This is a genomic window from Micromonospora sp. NPDC023966 (genome assembly GCF_040639095.1).
In the GTDB taxonomy this organism is placed as follows: domain Bacteria; phylum Actinomycetota; class Actinomycetes; order Mycobacteriales; family Micromonosporaceae; genus Micromonospora.
Genome location: NZ_JBEZZJ010000004.1, coordinates 316,126 through 338,589, shown reverse-complemented (window position 1 = coordinate 338,589; position 22,464 = coordinate 316,126). Strand labels below are relative to the sequence as shown.

General features: G+C 72.7%; 23 protein-coding genes and 1 pseudogene. 13 read left to right on the top strand and 11 right to left on the bottom strand.

The annotated features are described in order from the left end of the window. Positions 1-4 precede the first annotated feature (4 nt). Complete coding sequence (locus AB0F68_RS09930) at positions 5-1,297, bottom strand: ATP-binding protein (protein ID WP_357334542.1); 1,293 nt, start codon at positions 1,295-1,297, stop codon at positions 5-7. A gap of 210 nt (positions 1,298-1,507) precedes the next feature. Here AB0F68_RS09930 and phoU point away from each other — a divergent pair, with 210 nt between their 5' ends. Further along, positions 1,508-2,161 carry a phosphate signaling complex protein PhoU gene (gene phoU, locus AB0F68_RS09925; RefSeq protein ID WP_357334539.1) on the top strand — a complete coding sequence of 218 codons (654 nt, stop codon included), beginning with the start codon at positions 1,508-1,510 and terminating at the stop codon, positions 2,159-2,161. A 50-nt stretch (positions 2,162-2,211) separates the two neighbouring features. On the opposite strand, the gene AB0F68_RS09920 is transcribed toward phoU, so the two are convergent. Beyond that, entirely contained in the window at positions 2,212-2,979 is a 768-nt protein-coding gene (locus AB0F68_RS09920) for a phosphoglyceromutase (RefSeq protein WP_357334536.1), read from the bottom strand. Positions 2,980-3,129: 150 nt separating this feature from the next. Here AB0F68_RS09920 and AB0F68_RS09915 point away from each other — a divergent pair, with 150 nt between their 5' ends. Beyond that, a complete protein-coding gene (locus tag AB0F68_RS09915) occupies positions 3,130-4,455 on the top strand; it encodes an MFS transporter (protein WP_357334533.1) in 1,326 nt (441 codons plus the stop codon). 103 nt (positions 4,456-4,558) lie between these two features. Beyond that, entirely contained in the window at positions 4,559-5,815 is a 1,257-nt protein-coding gene (locus tag AB0F68_RS09910) for an MFS transporter (protein ID WP_357334531.1), read from the top strand. Positions 5,816-6,195: 380 nt separating this feature from the next. On the opposite strand, the gene AB0F68_RS09905 is transcribed toward AB0F68_RS09910, so the two are convergent. The 3 genes from AB0F68_RS09905 to mshA form a co-directional block, all read right to left on the bottom strand. After that, on the bottom strand, positions 6,196-7,122 hold the full coding sequence (locus AB0F68_RS09905) for a hypothetical protein (protein WP_357334763.1): 927 nt from the start codon (positions 7,120-7,122) through the stop codon (positions 6,196-6,198). A 181-nt stretch (positions 7,123-7,303) separates the two neighbouring features. Then, on the bottom strand, positions 7,304-7,837 hold the full coding sequence (locus AB0F68_RS09900; protein ID WP_357334529.1) for a YbjN domain-containing protein: 534 nt from the start codon (positions 7,835-7,837) through the stop codon (positions 7,304-7,306). Positions 7,838-7,874: 37 nt separating this feature from the next. Continuing rightward, a complete protein-coding gene (gene mshA, locus AB0F68_RS09895) occupies positions 7,875-9,236 on the bottom strand; it encodes a D-inositol-3-phosphate glycosyltransferase (RefSeq protein ID WP_357334526.1) in 1,362 nt (453 codons plus the stop codon). A 171-nt stretch (positions 9,237-9,407) separates the two neighbouring features. Between mshA and AB0F68_RS09890 the strand changes: the two genes are divergently transcribed. Together AB0F68_RS09890 and AB0F68_RS09885 are read left to right on the top strand one after the other, a co-directional pair. Further along, positions 9,408-10,172 (top strand): SDR family oxidoreductase, encoded by a 765-nt coding sequence (locus AB0F68_RS09890; protein WP_357334524.1) that lies wholly within the window; start codon positions 9,408-9,410, stop codon positions 10,170-10,172. After that, the gene (locus AB0F68_RS09885; RefSeq protein ID WP_357334522.1) at positions 10,172-10,987 is read left to right on the top strand and encodes a class I SAM-dependent methyltransferase; all 816 of its coding nucleotides are present in this window, start codon (positions 10,172-10,174) and stop codon (positions 10,985-10,987) included. The genes AB0F68_RS09890 and AB0F68_RS09885 overlap by 1 nt, the downstream gene beginning before the upstream one ends. A gap of 92 nt (positions 10,988-11,079) precedes the next feature. Here the strand turns inward: AB0F68_RS09885 and AB0F68_RS09880 are convergent, their stop codons facing one another. After that, positions 11,080-12,171 (bottom strand): UDP-N-acetylmuramate dehydrogenase, encoded by a 1,092-nt coding sequence (locus AB0F68_RS09880; RefSeq protein WP_357334519.1) that lies wholly within the window; start codon positions 12,169-12,171, stop codon positions 11,080-11,082. A gap of 70 nt (positions 12,172-12,241) precedes the next feature. Here AB0F68_RS09880 and AB0F68_RS09875 point away from each other — a divergent pair, with 70 nt between their 5' ends. From AB0F68_RS09875 to AB0F68_RS09850, 6 genes and pseudogenes are all read left to right on the top strand, one after another. Then, on the top strand, positions 12,242-12,997 hold the full coding sequence (locus AB0F68_RS09875; protein ID WP_357334517.1) for a maleylpyruvate isomerase family mycothiol-dependent enzyme: 756 nt from the start codon (positions 12,242-12,244) through the stop codon (positions 12,995-12,997). Positions 12,998-13,192: 195 nt separating this feature from the next. Next, positions 13,193-14,503 (top strand): ABC transporter substrate-binding protein, encoded by a 1,311-nt coding sequence (locus tag AB0F68_RS09870; protein ID WP_357334515.1) that lies wholly within the window; start codon positions 13,193-13,195, stop codon positions 14,501-14,503. 69 nt (positions 14,504-14,572) lie between these two features. After that, on the top strand, positions 14,573-15,562 hold the full coding sequence (locus AB0F68_RS09865; protein ID WP_357334513.1) for a sugar ABC transporter permease: 990 nt from the start codon (positions 14,573-14,575) through the stop codon (positions 15,560-15,562). Then, positions 15,559-16,392: a carbohydrate ABC transporter permease gene (locus tag AB0F68_RS09860; protein ID WP_357334510.1), complete on the top strand. Its 834-nt coding sequence runs from the start codon at positions 15,559-15,561 to the stop codon at positions 16,390-16,392. Before AB0F68_RS09865 ends, AB0F68_RS09860 begins: the two co-directional genes overlap by 4 nt. Positions 16,393-16,403: 11 nt before the next feature. Beyond that, positions 16,404-16,586, top strand: a pseudogene (locus AB0F68_RS09855) (family 1 glycosylhydrolase); the annotation flags it as partial. Positions 16,587-16,605: 19 nt separating this feature from the next. Then, positions 16,606-17,613, top strand: coding sequence for a LacI family DNA-binding transcriptional regulator (locus tag AB0F68_RS09850; protein ID WP_357334508.1), 1,008 nt, complete (start codon positions 16,606-16,608; stop codon positions 17,611-17,613). A 110-nt stretch (positions 17,614-17,723) separates the two neighbouring features. Here AB0F68_RS09850 and AB0F68_RS09845 read toward each other — a convergent pair whose 3' ends face one another. Continuing rightward, positions 17,724-18,008: a hypothetical protein gene (locus AB0F68_RS09845; RefSeq protein WP_357334506.1), complete on the bottom strand. Its 285-nt coding sequence runs from the start codon at positions 18,006-18,008 to the stop codon at positions 17,724-17,726. 136 nt (positions 18,009-18,144) lie between these two features. On the opposite strand from AB0F68_RS09845, the gene AB0F68_RS09840 reads away from it, so the two are divergent. Continuing rightward, the gene (locus AB0F68_RS09840; RefSeq protein ID WP_357334761.1) at positions 18,145-18,549 is read left to right on the top strand and encodes a Rid family hydrolase; all 405 of its coding nucleotides are present in this window, start codon (positions 18,145-18,147) and stop codon (positions 18,547-18,549) included. A gap of 60 nt (positions 18,550-18,609) precedes the next feature. Continuing rightward, positions 18,610-19,515 (top strand): GNAT family N-acetyltransferase, encoded by a 906-nt coding sequence (locus tag AB0F68_RS09835; protein ID WP_357334504.1) that lies wholly within the window; start codon positions 18,610-18,612, stop codon positions 19,513-19,515. On the opposite strand, the gene mca is transcribed toward AB0F68_RS09835, so the two are convergent. From mca to AB0F68_RS09815, 4 genes are all read right to left on the bottom strand, one after another. Then, positions 19,508-20,362 carry a mycothiol conjugate amidase Mca gene (gene mca / locus AB0F68_RS09830; protein WP_357334502.1) on the bottom strand — a complete coding sequence of 285 codons (855 nt, stop codon included), beginning with the start codon at positions 20,360-20,362 and terminating at the stop codon, positions 19,508-19,510. The two genes, AB0F68_RS09835 and mca, sit on opposite strands and share 8 nt — an antisense overlap. A 12-nt stretch (positions 20,363-20,374) precedes the next feature. Further along, positions 20,375-20,992, bottom strand: a complete 618-nt coding sequence (locus AB0F68_RS09825; protein ID WP_357334499.1) for a helix-turn-helix domain-containing protein — start codon at positions 20,990-20,992, stop codon at positions 20,375-20,377. A 150-nt stretch (positions 20,993-21,142) separates the two neighbouring features. Then, positions 21,143-21,658 carry an O-acetyl-ADP-ribose deacetylase gene (locus tag AB0F68_RS09820; protein WP_357334497.1) on the bottom strand — a complete coding sequence of 172 codons (516 nt, stop codon included), beginning with the start codon at positions 21,656-21,658 and terminating at the stop codon, positions 21,143-21,145. Between the two features lies 1 nt (position 21,659). Then, on the bottom strand, positions 21,660-22,454 hold the full coding sequence (locus tag AB0F68_RS09815) for an EI24 domain-containing protein (RefSeq protein ID WP_357334493.1): 795 nt from the start codon (positions 22,452-22,454) through the stop codon (positions 21,660-21,662). Between the last annotated feature and the right edge of the window lie 10 nt (positions 22,455-22,464).

Sequence of the window (22,464 nt, the reverse complement as noted above, 5' to 3'; positions counted from 1 at the left end):
TCGGTCAGACCTGCCGGAGCTCGGCCGGGCCGGCCTCGATCTCAGCGGAGGAGAGTGTCGCCTCCGGGTCGTCCGGGGGGCGGGCGGGCAGCCGGAGGGTGAACGTCGACCCCCCACCAAGAGTGCTCGACACATCCACCCGACCGCCATGGTTGCTGGCGATGTGTTTGACGATGGCCAGACCCAGGCCGGTGCCCCCGGTGGACCGGGAGCGGGCCTGGTCGGCCCGGTAGAACCGCTCGAAGATCCGGTCGACGTCGTTCGGGGCGATGCCGATGCCCTGGTCGGCGACGGCGATCTCGACGTGCTCGTCCGTCGCCCGGGTGGTCACCCGGACCGTGGTGTCCTCGGCCGAGTAGTTGATGGCGTTCTCCACCAGATTCGCCACCGCGGTGGCGAGCTGGCTGTCGCTGCCGTACGCGGTGAGCCCACGCCGCCCCTCGACGAGGATCTCCACGTGCCGGGCGGTGGCCGCGGTCCGGGTCCGGTCGATCACCTCGGCGATCACCCAGTCCAGCGAGACGGGCTCGGGGGCGGGCTGCGGCTCGGCGCCCTGGAGTCGGGTCAGCTCCAGCAGTTCCTGCACCAGCCGGCCGAGCCGGGTCGACTCGTGCTGGATCCGCTCGGCGAACCGCCGGGCGGCGACCAGGTCCTCGGAGAGTTCGGCCGGCCCGTCGCCGGCCGGTTCGGTGGCGTCCACCAGCGCCTCGGCGAGCAGCTGGAGGGCGCCGATCGGGGTCTTCAGCTCGTGGCTCACGTTGGCCACGAAGTCCCGCCGCACCCGGGCCAGCCGGTGCGACTCGGTGACGTCGGCCGCCTCGATCGAGATGTAGCCGGCGCCGAGCCCCATGGCCCGCAGGTGCACGCCGAGCGGGTTGTCTCCCGCGGTGTCGCGACCGCGCGGCAGGTCCAGCTCGATCTCGCGGCGCACGCCCGTGCGGCGGACCTGCCCGGCGAGGGTACGGATCAGCGGGTGCGCGGCGATGGATCCGGGTGTCGCCCCGGTGCGGAGCAGGCCCAGCGCCCGGGCGGCCGGGTTCACCAGCACCGGAACGTCGTCCGGGTCGAGAACCACCACGCCGGCGCGCAGTGCGTCGACCGTCTTGCGGCCGAGCCCGGAGAGCCCGCCCTGCTGGTCGTCGGGAATCGCGGGCCTCCCTGAACTGCGGCGGGAGGACCGGCCTCCCGGCGACACCGACCGGCGCCGCCATTCCTGGACGGGTCCGGACAGCAGGATTCCGGCGACCAGCCCGGTCGCCAGCGCCACGGCCACCACGACCGCCACTGCCCATTCCACCCGGCGATCGTAGGGTCATTGTTAACCCGGTGATCGGTCAGAACGGGACGAACCACTCTCACGTCCGGCAAAGTTCACTCGCGGGTCCCGCGTCGTTCACCCGCGTTCATCTTGACGGCGGTTCCCCGGCCTACCGTGGGCCGCGCACCTGCTCACGCCGTACCCGGCCATTGCGGCCGAAGGCGGCGACACCGACCCCAGGAAGTGACGATGCGCGACGAGTTCCGGGCCGACCTGCAGATTGTCAGCCAACTGCTGGTGGACATGGCCGAGGGCGTACGGGCGGCCATGCGGCAGGCCACCAGGGGCCTGCTCACCGCGGACCGCGTCGCGTCGGAGACGGTGATCGCGCGGGACGCCGAGATCGACGAGCTGTATCGGCACGTGGAGGAGCGGGTCTGCGACCTGCTGGCCCGGCAGGCCCCGGTCGCCTCCGACCTGCGCGCCATGATCACCGCCCTGCACGTGGCCGCCGATCTGGAGCGGATGGGCGACCTGGCCGACCACGTGGCCAAGACGGCGCTGCGCCGGCACCCCTCGCCGGCGGTGCCGGCCGAGCTGCGCCCGGTCTTCACCGACATGGCCGCCATCGCCGACCGGATGGCCGAGAAGATCGCCTCGGTGCTGGCGAAGCCCGACGCCGACCTCGCCGCGGAGCTGGACCGCGACGACGACACCATGGACGACCTGCACAAGAGCCTCTTCGGCGTGCTGCTCGGCGACGACTGGCCGTACGGGGTGGAGACCGCAATCGACGCGACCCTGCTGGGCCGCTTCTACGAGCGCTTCGCCGACCACGCGGTGAACGCGGGCGAGCACGTGGTCTATCTGATCACCGGCGAGACCGCGCCCTCGGCGAGCTGACCCGGACACGACGAAGGCCCCCGGTCACCCGGGGGCCTTCGTCGTCGGCGTCAGCGGCCCTGGTTGGCGACCGCGGCGGCGGCCTCCTTGGCGGCGTCGGGGTCGAGGTAGGTCCCGCCGAGGACCTGCGGGCGCAGGTCGGGGTCGAGGTCGTAGCGGAGCGGGATGCCGGTGGGGATGTTCAGCTTGGCGATCGCCTCGTCGGAGATCTGGTCGAGGTGCTTGACCAAAGCGCGCAGCGAGTTGCCGTGCGCCGCCACCAGCACCGTCCGGCCGGCCAGGACGTCCGGCACGATCGAGTCGTACCAGTAGGGCAGCATCCGCTCGACGACGTCCTTCAGGCACTCGGTCCGCGGCATCAGCTCGGTCGGCAGCAGCTTGTACCGGGGGTCGCCGACCTGCGACCACTCGTCCGCGTCGTCGATCGGGGGCGGCGGCGTGTCGTACGAGCGGCGCCAGAGCATGAACTGGTCCTCGCCGTACTCGTCCAGGGTCTGCTTCTTGTTCTTGCCCTGCAGAGCGCCGTAGTGGCGCTCGTTGAGCCGCCACGACCGGCGCACGGCGATCCAGTGCCGGTCGGCGGCGCTGAGCGCCAGCTCGGCGGTGCGGATGGCGCGACGCAGCACGCTCGTGTGCACCACGTCCGGCAGCAGGTTGTGCTCGCGCAGCAGCTCACCGCCGCGCCGCGCCTCGGCCTCACCCTTGGTGGTCAGGTCGACGTCGACCCAGCCGGTGAAGAGGTTCTTGGCGTTCCAGTCACTCTCGCCGTGCCGCAGCAGGACCAGCGTCCCGACGGTGGGCCCCTCGCTCGCAGTCATGCCGATCATCCTGCCGTACCGGCTCGGCGGACACGCGGGGACGGGTCGTGACGACCACCACGTGGAAAAGCTGATGACCGGCGTTCCGGGGCGGGACTAGGTTGTAAGGCGCTGGGGATAGATCGGTCATTACAAATCGGGGGCGCGGGAATGCGGACGGTACGGGGCTGGTTCCGGGACACCACAGGCGGGCTACCGAGGACCTTCTGGTACCTCTGGACCGGCACCCTGATCAACCGGCTCGGCTCGTTCGTCCTGGTCTTCCTCGCCATCTACCTCACCCAGGAGCGCGACTTCTCGGCCTCCCAGGCCGGTCTGGTCATCGGGCTCTGGGGCGTCGGCGGCGCGGTCGGCACCACGGTCGGCGGCACCCTGACCGACCGGTGGGGACGCCGGCCCACCCTGCTCACCGCGCACCTCGGCGCGGCCACCATGATGGTCGCGCTCGGCCTGGCCCGGCCACTCTGGGCGGTGGCGCTGGGCGCGCTGCTGCTCGGCACCTTCGCCGAGGCGGCCCGCCCGGCGTTCGGCGCCATGATGGTCGACGTGGTGCCGGAGAAGGACCGGCTGCGGGCCTTCTCGCTGAACTACTGGGCGATCAACCTGGGCTTCGCCTGCGCCGCGGTGCTGGCCGGCGTCGCCGCCCAGTCCAGCTACCTGCTGCTCTTCCTGGTCGACGCGGCGACCACGCTGGTCACCGCGCTGATCATCTTCACCCGGGTCGGGGAGACCCGGTCCGCGCTGGCCGGCCCGGTGAGCAAGGGCGCGGCGGCTCCCGCGGGCGCCCTGCGGACCATCCTCACCGACCGGGTCTTCCTGGGCTTCGTGGCGCTCAACCTGTTCGCCGCGCTGGTCTTCCTCCAGCACATCTCGATGCTGCCGATCGCCATGGGCGACTCCGGGCTGAGCCCGGCCACGTACGGCTCGGTGATCGCGCTCAACGGGGTGCTGATCGTGGTGGGCCAGCTCTTCGTGCCCAAGCTGATCAAGGGCCGGAGCCGCTCACACGTGCTCGCGCTCGCCGCGCTGGTGACGGGCGTCGGCTTCGGGCTGACCGCGTTCGCCGACACCGCCTGGCTCTACGGCCTGACCGTGCTGATCTGGACGGTCGGCGAGATGCTCAACTCGCCGTCCAACGCCACCCTGATCGCCGAGCTGTCCCCTGCCGCGCTGCGCGGCCGCTACCAGGGCGCCTTCTCGCTCTCCTGGCAGCTCGCCGGGGCGACCGCGCCGGTCCTCGGCGGCCTGGTCCGTGAGCACGCCGGCAACACCGCGCTCTGGCTCGGCTGCGCGGTGATCGGGGCCGTGATGGCGGTGGCCCACCTGGTCTCCGGCCCGGCCCGGGAACGGCGCGCGGCCCGGCTAAGCACCCCGGGCATCCCGGTCACGCCGGTGACCGTGGTCCGCACCCCGGTGCCGGAGGCCGCCGAGGCCGCGGCCACCGCACCCGCCGAGCCGGTCCGCGTCACCTCCTGAGGTACGCCGACCGAGGGGTGACGAGCGCCACGCCGGCAACCGCCCGCTCGGGCCACTACGGTCAACAGAGCGGATCGGTTAACAAACTTTCCCAGGAGGACGGGTGCGCGGCCTGCGGCGCTGGTGGGACGACACGGCCGGCGGACTCCCCGCCACGTTCTGGTACCTCTGGTCCGGCCTGCTGATCAACCGGGCCGGCGCCTTCGCCATGCTCTTCCTGTCGCTCTACCTGACCGCCGCCCGGGGCGCCTCGCCGTCGCTGGCCGGCCTGGTCGTCGGGGCGTACGGGGCCGGCGGCGCGGTCGGCACGCTGCTCGGCGGGGTGCTGGCCGACCGGTGGGGCCGGCGGGCCACCCTGCTCGCCGCCCACCTGGGCGCGGCCGGGCTCATGGTGGCGCTGGCGTTCAGCCGGCAGCTTGCGGTGATCGCCGTGCTGGCCGCGCTGGTCGGGCTGGTGCACTCGATGCCCAGCCCGGCGTTCGTCGCCGCCATCGTGGACGTGGTGCCGGAGGCCCGCCGCTCCCGCGCGTTCAACCTCCAGTTCTGGGCGTTCAACCTGGGCATGGCGGTGGCCTCGCTGCTGGCCGGGGTGCTCGCCGAGGCGAGCTTCCTGGCGCTGTTCCTGGTCGACGCGGCAGCCACCCTGGCGGCGGCCGTGGTCATCGCGCTGAAGGTGCCGGAGACCCTCACCCGCCGCCCGGCGATCACCCCACGCGCGGTGGCGGGCCGGCGGCCCGGGCTGCACACCGCGCTGACCGACCGCACCTTCCTGACCTTCGTCGGGCTGACCTTCCTGCTGGCCGTGCTCACCATGCAGACCTCGACGATCATGCCGCTGGCGATGCGGGCGGACGGGCTCCGCCCCTCGGCGTACGGGCTGGTGGTGGCGCTCGGCGGCGCGCTGATCGTGGCCGGGCAGCTCTTCGTGCCCCGGCTCATCGAGCCCTACCGGAAGTCGACCGTGTTGGCGGTTTCCACCGGGCTGATGGCGCTCGGCTTCGGAGCGCTGACCGTCGCCGACGGCCTGTCGCTCTACCTGGGCGCGGCCGTGGTGTGGACGGTCGGGCAGATGCTCGCCGCGCCGCCGAACGCGCAGATCAACGCCGACCTCGCCCCGCCCGAGCTGCGCGCCCGCTACCAGTCGGTGTTCTACCTGACCTTCCCGGCCGCGTCCTTCGTGGCGCCGGCGCTGGGCGGGCTCAGCCTCCAGCATCTCGGCGAACGGCACTGGCTGGTGGTGGGGGCCCTGGGCCTGGTCGCGGCGGCCGGCCACCTGCTAGCCGGGCCGGCGCGGGAACGCCGGGTCGTTGCGCTGCGGGTCGCGGCGGAGCGGGCGGAGACGGTCTCGGCGGCGCGCTGAACGTCCCCGGAACGGCGTCGAGCGCCCACCACGACCCCCGTCGTGATGGGCGCTCGCACCGTACGACCCGGCGGCGGCGGGCGACCCTCACCCCCGTAAGCGTCGCCCGCTCGCGCCGCCGGTTCCACGGGTGGCACCGTCCCCCAACGGTGTGATCCACCCGATCCCTCGCGCCTCGCTTGCGCGGATCTGATCGATCCGCCGCTCCCCCGAACGATTCCAAGCGTGGCGCGGTGCAATAAAGTTAGTTCGCCCGGATTCCGGATTCAACCCAGATCGCTGTCTTGCCCGTCACAGCGTCCGTGTCGGAAATCCGGCTGTCCCTGCTCCGGTCTCTTCGTTGGCCAACAGCGGGTTCCCGCCGGCCATTCCCCTAAACCTCAGGCGTCCTCGCGATTCGGGTTCTCAGTCCGGAAGAAGTTGCTCTGCCGGCCGTCCCGCATCTGCTCCTGGTAGATCAGGTTCAGCCCCCGCAGGTCGAACGTCCGGAACCAGTCGTCCCAGCTCACCTCGCGGATCCGGCTGCTCTCCCGGTATCCGGGGATGTTGAACGTCAGCACCCCGGGACGGTCGTCCCGCTCGGTTCCGGCAATGGTGGCCGGCTTGGCGTTGCGGGCCCGGGCCCACCGCTGGATGACCTCGTGGTTGGTCGTCACCAGGCTCCGCCCGGGACGCTCCGGACGATCGTCCAGCGACGTGATCTGCTGGGACGAACTAACCGACCGGGAGGCCGACCGGCCGCTCCGGACCGACGTGGCCGTCGCCGCCGTACCCCTGCCCCGGGCCGGCCCCGCGCCGCCCACGGCCTTCTTCGCCGGCGCGGCCTTGGCCCGGCCGCCGGCCGCCTTCTTCGCGGGCGCGGCCTTGGCCCGGCCGCCGGCCGCCTTCTTCGCCGGTGCGGCCTTGGCCCGGGCCCCCACCGTCTTCTTCGCGGGCGCCGCCTTGGCCCGGGCCCCCACCGTCTTCTTCGCGGGCGCCGCCTTGGCCCGAGTACCCGCCGCCTTCTTCGCCGGCGCGGCCTTGGCCCGGGCGCCCGTGGCCTTCGCCGCCGGCGCGGCCTTGGCCCGGGACGGCGCGGTCTTGCGTGCCGCCGTCGTCTTCTTCGCCGCGGTGGTCTTCTTCGCCGCGGTCGTCCTCTTCGTCGCCGGCGCCCGGCCGGCCGGGCCGGTGCTCTTCCGCGCCGCGCCGCCGCGACCCTCCGAGCGCAGCGACCGGACCAGGGTCTTCACCAGGTCCGGCTTGCGCATGGCGGAGGTACCGGAGATCCCGCGCCGGCGCAGCTGACCTCGAATGTCGTCGACCTTCATCCGGGAGATCTCGGATTCGGAGATCCCCGGGGTGTTCGCCGTCTGATTGCCCGGCTGGCGTTTGGTCGCAGTCGTGCCGCGACTTGAGCTGTTGCGCTGAGCCATGGGACACGCTCCTCGACAGTCCGTCCTCGGCCCGCGGTGGGTCCCAAATGCCGCACCGCGCGGTGCGGCATACCCGTCAGGACGGCGCCGAACCTCCGGCGGCCGGGCCGGCCGAGGTCGAGGGTTCGAAGAGGTGAGCGAACGCCGCCAGATTGGCCGTCGACTCGCCCCGCTTGACCCGCCACTCCCACTCCCGGCGGATGGCGGTGCCGAAGCCGATCTCCAGCATGCTGTCGAAGGACTCGTCGGCGTAGGTCAACACCGACCCGAGCAGGCGGTCCAGTTCGTCGGCGTCGACCCCGGCCAGGTTGACCCGACCGGTCAGGTAGACGTCGCCGACCGCGTCGATGGAGAAGGAGACGCCGTACATCCGGGCGTTGCGCTGGAGCAGCCAGGCCCAGAGTTCCTCGCGGCGCTCGTCGGGCTGGCGCATCACGAACGCCTCGACCCGCAGCGCGTGCTCGCCGACGATCAGGTTGCAGATCGTCTTGAGCTTGTGCGTCCCCGGCAGGGTGACCGCGTACGACGTCTCGCCGGTGGATTCCCACTCCAGCTCGCGGTCGGCGCAGACGGCCTCGATCAGCGCGGCGACCTCACTCCTGCGGCTCATCGCACCCACTCTACGGCCGGCCCCCGGCGGCCGCCGCTCACCAGGAGCAGGTGAGCGCGGGGTCGCCGAGCCGGCCGGCCAGCCGGGCCCGGTGCTCGGCCATCGCCTCGCCGTAGACGGTGAGCAGGCCGGAGACGGTGCGGTTCCAGGAGAAGGCGAGGGCGTGCCGTTCGGCGCCCCGGGCCAGGGTGGCCCGGCGCAGCCGCTCGGGCAGCAGGCGGGCCAGCGCCCGGGCCCAGTCGACCGGGTCGTGGCCGTCGATGAGCACCCCGCTGACGCCGTCCCGGACCGCGGTGACCAGCCCGCCCACGGCGGCCGCCAGCACCGGCGTGCCGCAGGCCTGGGCCTCCAGCGCGACCAGCCCGAACGACTCGTTGTACGAGGGCACCGCGACCAGGTCGGCCGCGCGGTAGAGGGCGGGCAGGTTGTCGCCGGTCTGCGGCGGGAGGAACCGCACCCGGTCGGCGACCCCTAGCGAGGCGGCCAGCTCGATCAGGGCGGTGGGACGGTCCAGCCCGCTGCCGCTCGGGCCGCCACAGATCACCACGGTCACCTCGTCGGCCAGGGCGGGCTCCCGCTCGCGCAGCGCCGCGACAGCCCGGATCAGCACGTCCGGGGCCTTGAGCGGCTGGATCCGGCCGACGAAGGCCACCACGTAGCCGCTGGTCGGCAGGCCGAGGCGGCGGCGGGCCGCCAGGACAGCCGCGTCCCGGTCACCGGGAGCGGGGCGGAACCGGTCCAGGTCCACGCCGGGCTCCACCACGGCCACCCGGGCGGGCTCGGCGTCGTACCGGCCGATCAGGTCGTGCGCCTCGACCCGGGTGTTGGCGACCAGCCGGTCGGCCTCGGCGACCACCTGCTCCTCGCCGATCACGCGCGCCTTGGGCTCGGGCCGGTCCCCGGCGGCGAGCTGAGCGTTCTTGACCTTCGCCAGGGTGTGCGCGGTGTGCACCAGCGGGACGCCCCAGCGCTCCTTGGCCAGCCAGCCCACCTGCCCGGAGAGCCAGTAGTGCGAGTGGATCAGGTCGTAGTGACCGGGCGGGCGGGCCGCCTCGGCGCGGAGCACCCCGGCGGTGAACGCGCAGAGCTGGCCGGGCAGCTCCTCCTTGGTCAGCCCTTCGAGCGGGCCCGCCGTCACGTGCCGGACGCTCACCCCGGGCGCCATCTCGACCACCGGCGGCAGGTCGCCGGAGGTGGCCCGGGTGAAGATCTCCACCTCGACGTCGGCCTCGGCCAGCCGCCGGGCGACCTCCAGGATGTACACGTTCATGCCGCCGGCGTCACCCGTGCCGGGCTGGTGCAGCGGCGAGGTGTGCACGGAGAGGGTGGCGATCCGGCGCGGCCTCGGCCACGGCAGGGCACCTCGCTGACGACCGACACCGGTGTGCAAATCCGCCACGTCCGCTCCCTCTGTCACGGTTGATGCCGTCCCGCACGACCGGCGCATCTCGGTCAACCTCCGCGCCGGATGTCATCTTCCCCATCGGGGTTCGGAAATGCGCCCTGGCGGGTCCCCGGCGTGACGGACCTCATCACCGCGTGGAGCGGGGCGCCGGGTGAGAATGACCGGATGACCTCAGTCGCCATCATCACCGGGGCGTCCAGCGGGATCGGCGCGGCCACCGCCCGCCGGCTGGCCGCCGAGGGCTTTCACGTGCTCGCCGCCGCGCGGCGTACCGACCGGCTGGCCGGCCTGGTCGCCGAGATCGAGGCGGCCGGCGGCGCGGCCACCGCGGTGGAGTGCGACGTGACCTCGGAGGAGTCGGTCGCCGGCCTGGCCGCCGCGGCCGCCGCCGCTCCCGGCCCGGTCACCCTGCTGGTGAACAACGCCGGCGGGGCGCGCGGGCTGGACCCGGTGGAGGCCGCCGACGTGGACGACTGGCAGTGGATGTACGACGTCAACGTGCTCGGCACGCTCCGGGTCACCAAGGCGCTGCTGCCCGCGCTGGAGTCCTCCGGCGCCGGCACCGTGGTGATCGTCAGCTCCACCGCCGGGCACGTCGTCTACGAGGGCGGTGGCGGCTACGCGGCGGCCAAGCACGCGCAGACCGCGATCGCCGGCACGCTCCGGCTGGAGCTGTGCGGCCGACCGGTCCGGGTCATCGAGATCGACCCCGGCATGGTGAAGACCGAGGAGTTCGGCCTCGTCCGGTTCGGCGGCGACGCCGACCGGGCCGCCGCCGTCTACGCCGGGGTGGCCGAGCCGCTGGTCGCCGAGGATGTGGCCGACTGCGTCGCCTGGTGCGCCACCCGCCCGCACCACGTCAACATCGACCAGCTCGTGGTCCGCCCGCTGGCCCAGGCCGCCCAGCACAAGGTGCACCGGACCGCCTGATGGCCCGGCCGCTCGGGGTGGTCACCCGGGGCACGACGAATCCGAACCGGCTCCGGCGGGTGGACAACTGGATCGTCGCGACCTGCGGCGAGGCGCTGCGCGCCGCCGCCGACCCCCTCGTGGTCGACCTGGGCTACGGCGCCACCCCGGTCACCGCCGTCGAGCTGCGGGCCCGGCTCGCGGCCGCGGTCCGCGCCGACGTCCGGGTGGTCGGGCTGGAGATCGATCCGGTACGCGTGGCCGCCGCCCAGCCGGCCGCCGACCCGCCCGGGCTCACCTTCGCCCGGGGCGGCTTCGAACTGGCCGGGCTCCGCCCCGCCCTGGTCCGCGCGTTCAACGTGCTGCGGCAGTACGACGAGGGCGAGGTGGCCGACGCCTGGCGTACGGTCACCGGGCGGCTCGCCCCGGGCGGCCTGCTGGTCGAGGGGACCTGCGACGAGCTGGGGCGGCTCGGCGGCTGGGTGCTGCTCGACGCCACCGGCCCGCGCACGCTGACCCTGGCCGCGAAGCTCACCACCCTGGCCAGCCCGGCCGAGCTGGCCGAGCGGCTGCCCAAGGCGCTCATCCACCGCAACGTCCCCGGCGAGCCGATCCACGACCTGATCCAGGCCCTGGAGAGCGCCTGGCAGTCCACCGCCGGCTACGCCCCCTTCGGCCCCCGCGACCGCTGGACCAGGACCGTCGCCGCGGTGAAGGAGGCCGGCTGGCCCGTCCTGGACCGCCCCCGCCGCTGGCGCCTCGGTGAACTCACCCTCCCCTGGCCCACGATCGCCCCACCTGACCCAGCCCGCCCGGCCCGCCACCATCCCCGTTGATCATGAAGTTAGCGCCAACTTCTGTCCGATTTGTCGCCGCTAACATCATGATCGCCGGGTTGAGGGGCGTGGGTGAGGGTGGGACCCGGGGGTCAGATTGTGCAGTTGATGAGGACGGGTTCGGGGTGGAGGGTCACCCCGAAGCGGGCGTGGACGCCGTCGCGGATGTCGCGGGCCAGGGCGACCAGGGCGGCCGTGCTCGCGGTGCCGGTGCGGTTGGTCAGGGCCAGGGTGTGCTTGGTGGAGATGGCGACGCCCTCGGGGCCGGTGTGCCCCTTGCCGAAGCCGGCCTTGTCGATCAGCCAGGCGGCGCTCACCTTGACCGTGTCTCCCGGGCACGGCCAGGACGGCGGCTCGCCCAGGTCGGCGGCGCGCTCCCGGAGCAGCTCGTACGCCTCCCGCTCCAGCACCGGGTTGGTGAAGAACGAGCCCACCGACCAGGTGTCCGGGTCCTGCGGGTCGAGCACCATGCCCTTGCCCGCGCGCAGCCGCCGCACGGTGGCCCGGGCGTCGGCCAGCGGCACCCGGTCACCCACCTCGACACCGAGCGCCCGGGCCAGTTCGGTGTAGCGCACCGGACCGGAGAGCGGCGAGCGGGTGAGCCGGAAGTCGACCGAGAGCACCACCCAGCGGTCGCTGTACTTGAAGATGCTGCCCCGGTAGGCGAACCCGCAGTCGGCCGCCGCGATCCGGACCACGGTGCGGTGGGTCCGGTCGTACGCCTCGACCGCGGTGATCGTCTCGGCCACCTCCTGGCCGTACGCGCCGACGTTCTGGATCGGGGTGGCGCCGGCCGAGCCGGGGATGCCGGAGAGGCACTCCAGCCCCGACCAGCCACGCTCGACGGTGGCGGCGACGAGGTCGTCCCAGGGCTCGCCGGCCTCGACCCGTACGGTGACGGTGTCGGCGTGCTCGGCGACGACCCGGAAGCCCCGGGAGCGGATCAGCACGACGGTGCCGGGGAAGCCCTGGTCGCCGATCACCACGTTGCTGCCGCCGGCGAGCAGGAGGACGGCCTGCTCGCGCGCCTCCGCCTCCTGCACCTCGCGGACGATGTCGTCGGCGCTGGTGGCGATCTCCAGCCGTCCGGCCGGGCCGCCCAGGCGCAGCGTGGTGTAGCGCGCCAGGGTGGCCGGGTCGGTGGGGTCGGCTCCGGTCGTCGGTTCGGCGTAGACGTCTGACACGCCTCTCACCCTAGGCTGAGGGGTAGCCGCGGCACCCACTGGTGGCCCGGTCACCCCCGGGAGGATGGCGATGAGCAGACTGCACGGCACGAAGGACTTCTGGATCGGCGCGTTGCGGATGGAGGGCCCCGCCTTCGCCGCCGCCGTCGCGGAGGCGCCCCCCGAGACACCGGTGCTGTCCTGTCCCGGCTGGACGGTCTCGCACCTCGCCCACCACCTCACCCGGGTCTACGTCTGGGCGCGCACGGTGGTGACCGCCGGGACGACCAGCCGCCCCGAGCGGCACGACCCGGAGCCGCCGGCCGGCCTGACCCCGGCCCAGTGGTACGGCCAGGAGTACGAGCGGCTGCTCACGCTCTTCGAGGCGCTGGACCCGGAGGCGCCCGCCTGGAACTTCGCCCCGCAGCCGAAGAAGGCGGCCTTCTGGCCGCGCCGGATGGCGCACGAGACCGCGGTGCACCGCTGGGACGCCCAGCTCGCCATCGGCGCGGGTGGGCCGATCGAGGCCAAGCTCGCGGCCGACGGGGTGAGCGAGGTGCTGGACACCTGGCTGCCGGCGGGCCGGCGGATCCAGCCCGGCCAGTGGCACGGGGTGGTCCAACTGACCGCCACCGACGCCGCCCAGGACTGGTACCTGCGGCTGCGCGGCGAGGGGATGGCCCTGCTCGACACCGCGACGATCCTCGACCACGACGACCACCACGCCCGGGTGCAGGTGACCGGGACCGCCAGCGACCTGCTGCTGGCGGTGATGGGCCGGATCAGCTTCGACGCCCTCGGGGTGGCGGGCGACCGCCGCCTGCTCGGCGGGCTGCGGGTGGGCTGACCCGCCAGGGCTTCCCGCGACATCGGGCGGAGAGCGGCGTTTCCTACCCGGGCGCCACTCTCCGCCTTTTTCCGGGCGCTCTGAGAGCGCTCTCTTGACAGGTTCCGGGGCAGCCACCACCCTGTCGTGAGAGCGCTCTCTCAGTTCCGGAACCGCCCGCCACCACCCGATACGCCTAGAGGGGTCAGATAAGAGATGGTCACCTTCACGCGCCGCCGCCTGGCCGCGGTGGCCCTGGTCGCCACCACCGCGCTGCTGGGCGCAACCGCCTGCGGGGGCGGTGAGGACGAGGCCGCCGCCGGCGGCCCGGTCACGCTCACCGTCGACGTCTTCGGCCAGTTCGGCTACGAGGAGCTCTACAAGGAGTACATGGCCGGCCACCCCGACGTGAAGATCGTCGAGCGGGGCACCGGCAGCAACCTGGACGAGTACTCGCCGAAGCTCACCCAGTGGCTCGCCGCGGGCAAGGGCGCGGGCGACATCGTCGCCATCGAGGAGGGCCTGCTGGTCGAGTACAAGGCCAACCCGCAGAACTTCGTCAACCTGCTCGACCACGGCGCCGCCGACCTGAAGGGCAACTTCCTGGACTGGAAGTGGAACCAGGGGCTCACCGCCGACGGCAAGCAGCTCATCGGCCTCGGCACCGACGTCGGCGGCATGGCCATGTGCTACCGCAAGGACCTGTTCGCCAAGGCCGGCCTGCCCACCGAGCGGGAGGCGGTCTCGAAGCTCTGGCCCACCTGGGCCGACTACATCAGAGTCGGCGAGCAGTTCAAGGCGAAGAACACCGGCGCCGCGTTCCTCGACGCCGCCACGAACACGTTCAACACCATCCTGCTCCAGACCGCCGGCAACACCACCGGCTACAGCTACTACGACACCGGCAACAACCTGGTCGTCGACAGCAACCCCGCGGTGCGGCAGGCGTACGACACCACGATGGACATTATCGACTCCGGCCTGTCGGGCCGGTACGGATCGTGGTCGGAGGAGTGGGTCTCCGCGTTCAAGCAGTCGAAGTTCGCCACCATTGCCTGCCCGGCCTGGATGACCGGGGTCATCGAGGGCAACGCCGGCCCGGGCGCCAAGGGCAAGTGGGACATCGCCCAGGTCCCCGGCAACGGCGGCAACTGGGGCGGCTCCTTCCTCGCGGTGCCGAAGCAGGGCAGGCACCAGGCCGAGGCCATCGAGCTGGCGAAGTTCCTGACCAGCGCCAAGGGGCAGATCGGCGCGTTCAAGGCCAAGGGCCCGCTGCCCTCCTCCCCGCAGGCGCTGGCGGACCCGGCGATCGTCGAGTCGACCAACGCGTACTTCTCGGCGGCGCCGGTCGGCAGGATCTTCGCCGCGGGCGCCACCAGCCTAAAGCCGGTCTACATGGGCCCGAAGAACCAGGCCGTCCGCACCGAGGTGGAGAACGTCGTGCGCACCGTGGAGCTGGGCAAGCGCAGCCCGGAGCAGGGCTGGACCGACGCGGTCTCCAACGCCGGGAAGGCCGCCGCCAAGTAAACCCGAGCCAGGCGTGCGGGCGGCCCCGGCGACGGGTGCCGCCCGCACGACGGAAAGGAGTCCCGGGCCATGGCAGTCCAGCTCGACGCCCGCCCGCCGGTCCTACCGGCACCCGGTGCCGCCCGCCCCTCCCGGGGCGTCCGGCTCAGCCGGTTCGACACGAGATACTCGCCCTACCTCTACATCGCCCCGTTCTTCCTGCTCTTCGGGGTCTTCGGGATCTACCCGCTGGCCTACACCTTCTGGGTCTCGCTGCACGACTGGGACCTGCTCGGCGCCGAGCACCCGTTCGTCGGGCTCGACAACTACAGCCAGTTGCTGGCCGACCCCGACTTCTGGCACTCGGTGGTCAACACCCTCGGCATCTTCGTCATCTCCACGGTCCCGCAACTGCTGCTCGCGCTCTGGCTGGCCAACCTGCTCAACCGGCAGCTCCGGGCCCGGACCACCTGGCGGATGGCGGTGCTGATCCCGAACGTCACCTCCACCGCCGCGGTGGCGATCGTCTTCGCGGTGCTCTTCGGCCGCGACTTCGGCATGATCAACTGGCTGCTCGACCACGTCGGCGTCGACGCGATCGACTGGAAGGCCAACCGGCTCGCCTCCTGGGTGGCCATCTCCACCATGGTCGACTGGCGGTGGACCGGCTACAACGCGCTGATCTTCCTGGCCGCCATGCAGGCCGTCCCGCGCGACCTCTACGAGTCCGCGGCGATCGACGGGGCCGGTCGGGCCCGGCAGTTCTGGTCGATCACCGTGCCGCTGCTCAAGCCGACGATCATCTTCGCGGTCATCATCTCCACCATCGACGGGCTCCAGCTCTTCACCGAGCCCCGGCTGTTCAACTCGGGCACCAACGCGATCCGCGGCGGGCCGCTGCGCGAGTCGCAGACGGTGACCATGTACATGTTCGAGAACGCCTTCGCGCCGCACTACAACTTCGGCTACGGCTCGGCGATCGCCTGGCTGCTCTTCGCGCTCATCGCGGTGGTCGCGGCCGTCAACGTCCTGCTCCTCCGCCGGCTCGGTGGCGGCGCGCGCAAGGAGGACCCCCGATGACCCGCCTCTGGTCGGCCGGCCGGCTCACCTACCTGGCGCTCACCCTCACGGCGCTGATGTCGATCTTCCCGATCTACTGGATGTTCGTGGTGGCCAGCCGGACCAGCGACGCCATGGGCCAGGTCCCGCCCCCGGTCACCCCGGGCGGCAACCTCGGCGCCAACATCGCCCGGCTCTTCGCCAACACCGACGCGTACTTCCTCACCGGCCTGATCAACTCGGCGATCGTGGCCGGCACGGTCACCGTCTCCGTGGTCTTCTTCTCCACCCTGGCCGGGTTCGCCTTCGCCAAGCTGCGCTTCCGCGGGCGCAACGCGCTGCTGCTGGTCATCGTGGCCACGATGATGGTGCCCACCCAGCTCGGCGTGATCCCGCTCTACCTGCTGATGACCAAGCTGAACTGGAACGACCGGCTGCCGGCGGTCATCGTGCCGGCGCTGGTCACCGGCTTCGGCGTGTTCATGATGCGCCAGTACGCCGGCCAGGCGGTCAGCACCGAGCTGATCGAGGCGGCGCGGATGGACGGCTGCAACACCGCGCGGATCTACTGGAACGTGGTGCTCCCGGCGCTGCGGCCGGCCGCCGCGGTGCTCGGCCTGCTCACCTTCATGACCACCTGGAACGACTTCCTGTGGCCGTACGCGGTGCTCAACGATCCGGAGAACCCGACCGTGCAGCTGTCGCTGCGGGCCCTGTCCGACGGCTACTACCAGGACATGTCGCAGGTGTTCACCGGAACGGCCATCGCCACCCTGCCCCTGCTGCTGGTGTTCGTGGTGTTCGGCCGCCAGATCATCGGAGGAATCATGGAAGGCGCGGTCAAGGCGTGACCGCGCTGCAGGCCGTCGCCCGCGGCGTCGACCTGCGCGGTTATCTCGTATGGTCGTTGCTGGACAACTTCGAATGGGCCGAGGGCTACCGGAAGCGGTTCGGGATCGTCCACGTCGACTACCTGACCCAGCGGCGCACACCGAAGGAAAATGCCCGTTGGCACCAGGGGGTGATCTCCCGGAACGGGCTGTGACGAGGTGGTGGTGACGGGGATGACGACGGCACAGCGACCGACCCTGGAGGCGGTGGCCAAACGGGCAGGGGTGTCCCGGGCCACGGTCTCCCGGGTGGTCAACGGCTCCACCACGGTCGCCGCGTCGATCCAGCAGGCGGTCCGCCGGGCGGTCGAGGAACTGGGGTACGTCCCGAACCTCGCCGCCCGCAGCCTGGTCACCCAGCGCACCGACTCGGTGGCTCTGGTCCTGCCCGAGGCGGCCACCCGGGTCTTCTCCGACGACCAGGTCTTTCCGGGGATCATCCGCGGCGCGGCTCAGGAACTGGAGGCCGCCGACAAGCAACTCGTGCTCATGCTGGCCGGCTCGCCGGCCGGCCACGAACGGGTCGAGCGGTACACCACCGGGCGGCACGTCGACGGGGTGCTCTTCGCCTCGCTGCACGGCGAGGACCCGCTCCCGGGCCGGCTGGCCCGGCTCGGCATCCCGGTGGTGTGCAGCGGCCGCCCGCTGGACGGCGCCGAGGTGCCGTACGTCGACGTGGACCACGTCGGCGGGGTGGCCGAGGCGGTCCGCCACCTGATCGGGAACGGTCGGCGGCGGATCGCCACCATCGCCGGGCCGCAGGACATGGTCGCCGGCATCGAACGGCTGATCGGCTACCGGGAGACGGTCGCCGCGGCCGGCCTGCCGGAGCTGGTCGCGTACGGCGACTTCACCCGGGAGTCGGGCTCCGCGGCCATGCGGCAGCTGCTCGCCGCCGACCCGGAGCTGGACGCGGTGTTCGCGGCGTCCGACCTGATGGCGCACGCCGCGCTGCGCACCCTGCGGGAGGCCGGCCGGCGGGTGCCGGACGACGTCGCGGTGATCGGGTTCGACGACATCGAGACGGCCGCGTACACCGAGCCGCCGCTGACCACCGTGAAGCAGCCGATAGTGGAGCTGGGACGGGCGATGACCCGGCAGCTGCTCCGAATCGCGGCGGGCGAGCAGGTCGAGCAGGCCCTGATGCTCCCCACCGAGCTGGTGGTCCGCGAATCCGCCTGATCCGCTGCCTGCTGCTCGGGTCGAACGACGCTTGAAGCGAAGCTCGGTCACTCCTCTCGTCGAGGGGCGACCGAGCTTCGGTCATACGTGTGGAACACCGGCGCAAGGCATCAGTCCGCCGAGTCGTCGCCTTCCGGCAGCCCGAACTCACCCAGGGCCGGCAGCAGTCGCTGCCGCGCATCGTCCAGCAGCTGGCTGTAGTTGGCGGCGAAGATCTCCGCCAATTGCGTCTCCAGGCTGCCGGCCAGCTTGAGCAGCGGCGACCAGACCGCGCGGTCGTCGACCACGGCGGCGAAGTCCTTCTCCGACATCCGCCGGTCCAGCCAGTCGGACAGCACCAGGGCCTGCTCCCTGGACAAGGTGACTCTGATGTCGGGCCGCTCGGGCGGTTCCATCAGCGCCTCCTCTACAGAACTCCGTGGTCAGCAAGGTATCGCAGCTGCTCACCTACAGATTTTCCGACCGCGAGCGGCCGCGTATTGCGTCGCGGGCCGGGGCGACCGGCGCTACGGTCGCCCGGTGACCGGCATCGTGCGCCTGATCCGCGCGCCTCAGCTCTCCGACGTCGCCGAGTACGCCTACGCGGCCGAGGTCGCGCCGCCCGCGCGGTTGATCTTCACGGCCGGGGCCTGCCCGCTGGACGCCAAGGGGCGGACGGTCGCGCCGGGCGACCCCGCCGCCCAGGCCCGGCAGGTGATGGCCAACCTGGAGACCGCACTGGTCGCCGCCGGCGCCCGGCTCGGCGATGTCGTCAAGACCACCGTCTACGTGGCCAGCGCCGACCGCACCGACCTGGTGTCCGTCTGGCAGGTCGTTCGGGACGCGTTCGGCGACCACGATCCACCCAGCACGCTGCTCGGAGTGGCCGTGCTCGGCTACCCGGACCAGCTCGTCGAGGTCGAGGCGGTCGCCGCGCTCCGGGCGGAGATGGGCTGAGCCGACCCGCCCCGATAAACCCGTCGCGGGTGAAGGGGCGACGGCCCTAGGGTCGGCCGGATGACCGAGGACCTGATCAGACGTGCCCGCCCCGAGGACGCGGCCGGTGTCGTGGCGCTGCGCACCGTCGTCCACCCGTACCTGGTGCGGGGCGTCGAGTCGACCCGCCGCATGATCGCCGAGCCGCCGCCCGCCGAGGACTGGGCGGCCTGGGTGGCCGAGGTGGACGGGCAGGTGGTCGGCTGGGTGTCGGCGTACCGGAACAGCCACACGTCGGCGGCGAACGTCGGGGAGATCTCGACCCTGCACGTCCACCCGGCGCACCGGCTCCGGGGACTCGGCACGGCCCTCCTGGACGCCGCGCTCGGCCACCTGCGCCTGATCGGTGCGAAACGGCTGCTCACCTGGTCCCAGCCCGACTCCCTGCCGTTCGCCCGGCGGCACGGTTTCACACCCAGTCGCGAGCTGCGCTACTCCGCGCTCGACCTCCGGCCCGCCCCGCCGATGCCCGAGCCGCCGCCCGCCGTGCGGCTTCTCACGGCCACCGAGGTGGACCCGCGCCGGATCCACCGGGTGGACGCCGAGTCGTCGATGGACGAGCCGGGCGACGTCCCGACGGACGCGCTGGGCTACGACATCTGGCACCACGAGGTCTGGGAGAACGTGGGCCTGGATCGGGACGCCAGCACGGTGGCCGAGGTGGACGGCACGCTGGTCGCCATCAGCCTGGTCAAGCGGGACGGCGACCGGATGTGGTCGGACTTCACCGGCACGGTCCCCGGACACCGCGGGCGCGGCCTGGCCCGGCTGGCGAAGCAGGCCGCACTGCACCGGGCCGCGACCTCCGGGGTACGCACCGCGTACACCTCGAACGACGAGGCGAACGCGCCGATGCTGGCGATCAACGCCCGGCTCGGCTACCGGCCGGTGGCCGCCCAGTGGTCCTGCCTGCGCGACCTCACCTGAGGCCGGCGAAGAGGTCGTCCTCCGGCAGCGAGACCGGCACCCGGGCCTGGGCCAGCTCGTAGTCCTCGGTGGGCCAGGCCATCCGCTCGATCTCGCGGGAGTGGGCGAAGAACGGGTGGGCCGGGTCCACCTGGGTGGTGTGCGCCCGCAGCGCCCGGTCGCGGGTGGCGAAGTACCGGGCGCACTCCACCCGGGTCGTCACCCGGGGCTCGGGCAGGTCCTCGGGCAGCTCCCGCAGCACCTCCGCCATGGCCGAGGGCAGCCCGGCGGCGCGAGTGGCGTCGTGCAGGGCCCGGAACCAGGACCGACTGAACGAGACCAGGTAGTAGAGCTTCGCCGCCGCCCAGGCCGGGCCGTTTCCCGGATACGCGACGGGGTCGGCGGCGGCGTCGAAGGCGTGCCGGGTCACCCGGTGGGTCAGCAGGTGGTCGGGGTGCGGGTAGCCGCCGCTGGGGTCGTAGCTGACGATCACCTGGGGCCGGAACTCGCGGACCAGCGCCACCAGGGGGGCCGCTGCCACGGCGAGCGGGAGCCGGGCGAACGCGTCGGCGGGTAACTCGGCCCCGTCGGCGGGCAGTCCGGAGTCGACGAAGCCCAGGAACCGCTGCCGCACGCCGAGCACGGCCGCGGCGGCGGCCATCTCCGAGGCGCGAACCCGGGCCAGGTCGGCGCGGACCTCCGGGCGGTCCACAGCCGGGTTGAGGATGTCGCCGCGCTCTCCGCCGGTGCAGGTCACCACCAGCACGTCCACCCCCTCGGCGGCGTACCGGGCCAGGGTGGCAGCGCCCTTGCTGGATTCGTCGTCGGGGTGGGCGTGGACGGCCATCAGCCGCAACGGGGTGGACATGTGCTCCTCTCGTCAGCTCCGGTCGAGGCCGGCGGCCAGCTGCGAGAATGTGCGGGATCCGGCCTCGGCCAGGGCCGCTTGCACCTCGTCCTCGCCGTGCCCGGCCCGGATCAGCCGGAACGCCTTGTCGAACAGCACCCGGTAGGCCCCGGCGAGTTGCGCGGCGAGCACCCGCATGGGCAGGTCCTCCGCACCGGTTCCGCGTTCGTCGGCGAGCCGGGCGGCAAGGGCTCGTTCGCGCAGCTCGTGCAGCTCGCGCAGGCGGGCGGAGAGCGCCGGGCTGTCCTGGATCAGCCGGACGAACGGCTCCCCCGCGAAGCCGACCAGGGCGTCCCGCCGGGCCACCGCTTCGGCGTACCGCCGCTGGAGCGCAGCCAGCACCTGCTCCCCGGCGGGCCGGTCGGCGACCGCCGCCGCCAGTAACGCGACGAAGTCGTCGGCGATGTCGAGGGCCAGGTCCTCCTTGCGCGGGAAGTAGTTCGTCACGGTCATCTTCGCGACCCCGGCCGCCTCGGCGATCTCGGCGATGGTGACCTGCTCGTAGCCGCGGGCCAGGAACAGCCGGGTCGCCACGTCAGAGATCGCCTGCCGGGTCAGCCGCTTCTTGCGGTCGCGCAGGCTCTCGCTCACCCCAAGAGCATACATGTGCTCGTCCTAAATTTGTGTTGAGCACAAGAATTTTGCCCCGTAGCGTGTCACCGAACCGAAGGGAGGCAGCGATGAATCTGCGCATCACCTGGTGAACCGTTCCACGCCGGGCCCGCCCCGGGGCGGGCCGGCTCAGCCCCCGGTGGCGACCCGGACGGCGGTCGCGTAGGTGTCCGCGCCGAAGAGCACCAGCCGGGCCTCGGTGACGTTCACCGGGGTGGCCGCGTGCAGCACGGCCAGCGCCTGCGCCACCGCGTCCTCGACCGGCCAGCCGTAGATGCCGGCGGAGATCAACGGGAAGGCGACGCTCAGGGCTCCCAGGTCGTCGGCGACCCGGAGGCTGTTGGCGTAGCAGTCACGCAGCAGCGCCGACCGGTCCTCGCGCGGGGAGAAGACCGGCCCGACGGTGTGCACCACCCAGCGGGCCGGCAGGTGGCCGCCCGTGGTGGCGACCGCCTGGCCGGTGGGCAGGCCGTCCGGGTAGCGGGAGGCGCGCAGCGCCCGGCACTCCTCCAGGATGGCCGGTCCGCCCGCGCGGTGGATCGCGCCGTCCACGCCCCCGCCGCCGAGCAGCGACGAGTTGGCCGCGTTGACGATCGCGTCGACCTGCTGTGCGGTGATGTCCCCCTCGATTAGGACCGTCTCCATGTCACCCCTCCTCGACCACGGACTGCCCGAGCGCCCGACGGGCCAGCAGGGTGGCCCCGGCCACGGCGGCCGGCATGACCAGCACCGCGCCGAGCGGGATCAGGAAGCAGACGAACACCGCCACCCCGAAGCCCAGGGTGGTCGGCCGGTCCGCCCTGAGCAACGACCGCCGCTCCGGCAGTCGCATGCCGCGCCGGTAGAACGGCGCGCCGACCAGCTCCAGGGCGAGGAACCAGCCGCCCACCAGGGCGCCGACCACCGGGACCACCGTCTGCCCGACCACCGGGATGAAACCGGCCACGAAGAGGGGTACGCCGACCAGCGCCGAGATGGCCACCAGGCGCAACGAGTCGAGGATGCTGCGCCGCAGCGAGGCCCAGAACGGCACCTCGACTGCGCCGGGCGTACCGCCGAGGCGGTCCTCCACCCGCTCGGAGATCTTCTCGTAGAACGGGTCGCCGACGGCCAGCGTGACCGCCGTGAAGGTGAGCACCCCGAGCAGGCCGGCCAGCCCGACGACGGCGAGCCCGGCCGCCACCCGGACCAGGCTCCGCCAGGTCTCCGACCAGTCGTCCGCGAACGGGGTGACCAGCGCGGCCAGGTCGTCCACGAAGTAGAGCAGGGTCGCGAACAGGGCCACGAAGAGCACGCCGGAGATCAGCGCCGGCACGATACCGAGCAGCATGAGGCCGGGGCTGCGGACGTAGAGGCCGAGGCCGCGCAGCAGCAGCCCGGCGCCGGCGAGGAAACGGGTGACGGCGCCGGTCACGGGGGCGGCGAGGCGGGGTGCGTCCACGACCGGAGAG

What these genes read in the sequence shown, in the direction of transcription:
- AB0F68_RS09905 (WP_357334763.1), bottom strand. Translation starts at nt 7,122, where the DNA reads ATGAAGGTCGACGACATTCGAGGTCAGCTGCGCCGGCGCGGGATCTCC.
- AB0F68_RS09920 (WP_357334536.1), bottom strand. Translation starts at nt 2,979, where the DNA reads ATGACTGCGAGCGAGGGGCCCACCGTCGGGACGCTGGTCCTGCTGCGG.
- AB0F68_RS09835 (WP_357334504.1), top strand. Translation starts at nt 18,610, where the DNA reads ATGACCGAGGACCTGATCAGACGTGCCCGCCCCGAGGACGCGGCCGGT.
- AB0F68_RS09875 (WP_357334517.1), top strand. Translation starts at nt 12,242, where the DNA reads ATGAGCAGACTGCACGGCACGAAGGACTTCTGGATCGGCGCGTTGCGG.
- AB0F68_RS09900 (WP_357334529.1), bottom strand. Translation starts at nt 7,837, where the DNA reads ATGAGCCGCAGGAGTGAGGTCGCCGCGCTGATCGAGGCCGTCTGCGCC.
- AB0F68_RS09820 (WP_357334497.1), bottom strand. Translation starts at nt 21,658, where the DNA reads ATGGAGACGGTCCTAATCGAGGGGGACATCACCGCACAGCAGGTCGAC.
- phoU (WP_357334539.1), top strand. Translation starts at nt 1,508, where the DNA reads ATGCGCGACGAGTTCCGGGCCGACCTGCAGATTGTCAGCCAACTGCTG.
- AB0F68_RS09885 (WP_357334522.1), top strand. Translation starts at nt 10,172, where the DNA reads ATGGCCCGGCCGCTCGGGGTGGTCACCCGGGGCACGACGAATCCGAAC.
- AB0F68_RS09845 (WP_357334506.1), bottom strand. Translation starts at nt 18,008, where the DNA reads ATGGAACCGCCCGAGCGGCCCGACATCAGAGTCACCTTGTCCAGGGAG.
- mca (WP_357334502.1), bottom strand. Translation starts at nt 20,362, where the DNA reads ATGTCCACCCCGTTGCGGCTGATGGCCGTCCACGCCCACCCCGACGAC.
- AB0F68_RS09865 (WP_357334513.1), top strand. Translation starts at nt 14,573, where the DNA reads ATGGCAGTCCAGCTCGACGCCCGCCCGCCGGTCCTACCGGCACCCGGT.
- AB0F68_RS09860 (WP_357334510.1), top strand. Translation starts at nt 15,559, where the DNA reads ATGACCCGCCTCTGGTCGGCCGGCCGGCTCACCTACCTGGCGCTCACC.
- AB0F68_RS09870 (WP_357334515.1), top strand. Translation starts at nt 13,193, where the DNA reads ATGGTCACCTTCACGCGCCGCCGCCTGGCCGCGGTGGCCCTGGTCGCC.
- AB0F68_RS09890 (WP_357334524.1), top strand. Translation starts at nt 9,408, where the DNA reads ATGACCTCAGTCGCCATCATCACCGGGGCGTCCAGCGGGATCGGCGCG.
- AB0F68_RS09850 (WP_357334508.1), top strand. Translation starts at nt 16,606, where the DNA reads ATGACGACGGCACAGCGACCGACCCTGGAGGCGGTGGCCAAACGGGCA.
- AB0F68_RS09915 (WP_357334533.1), top strand. Translation starts at nt 3,130, where the DNA reads ATGCGGACGGTACGGGGCTGGTTCCGGGACACCACAGGCGGGCTACCG.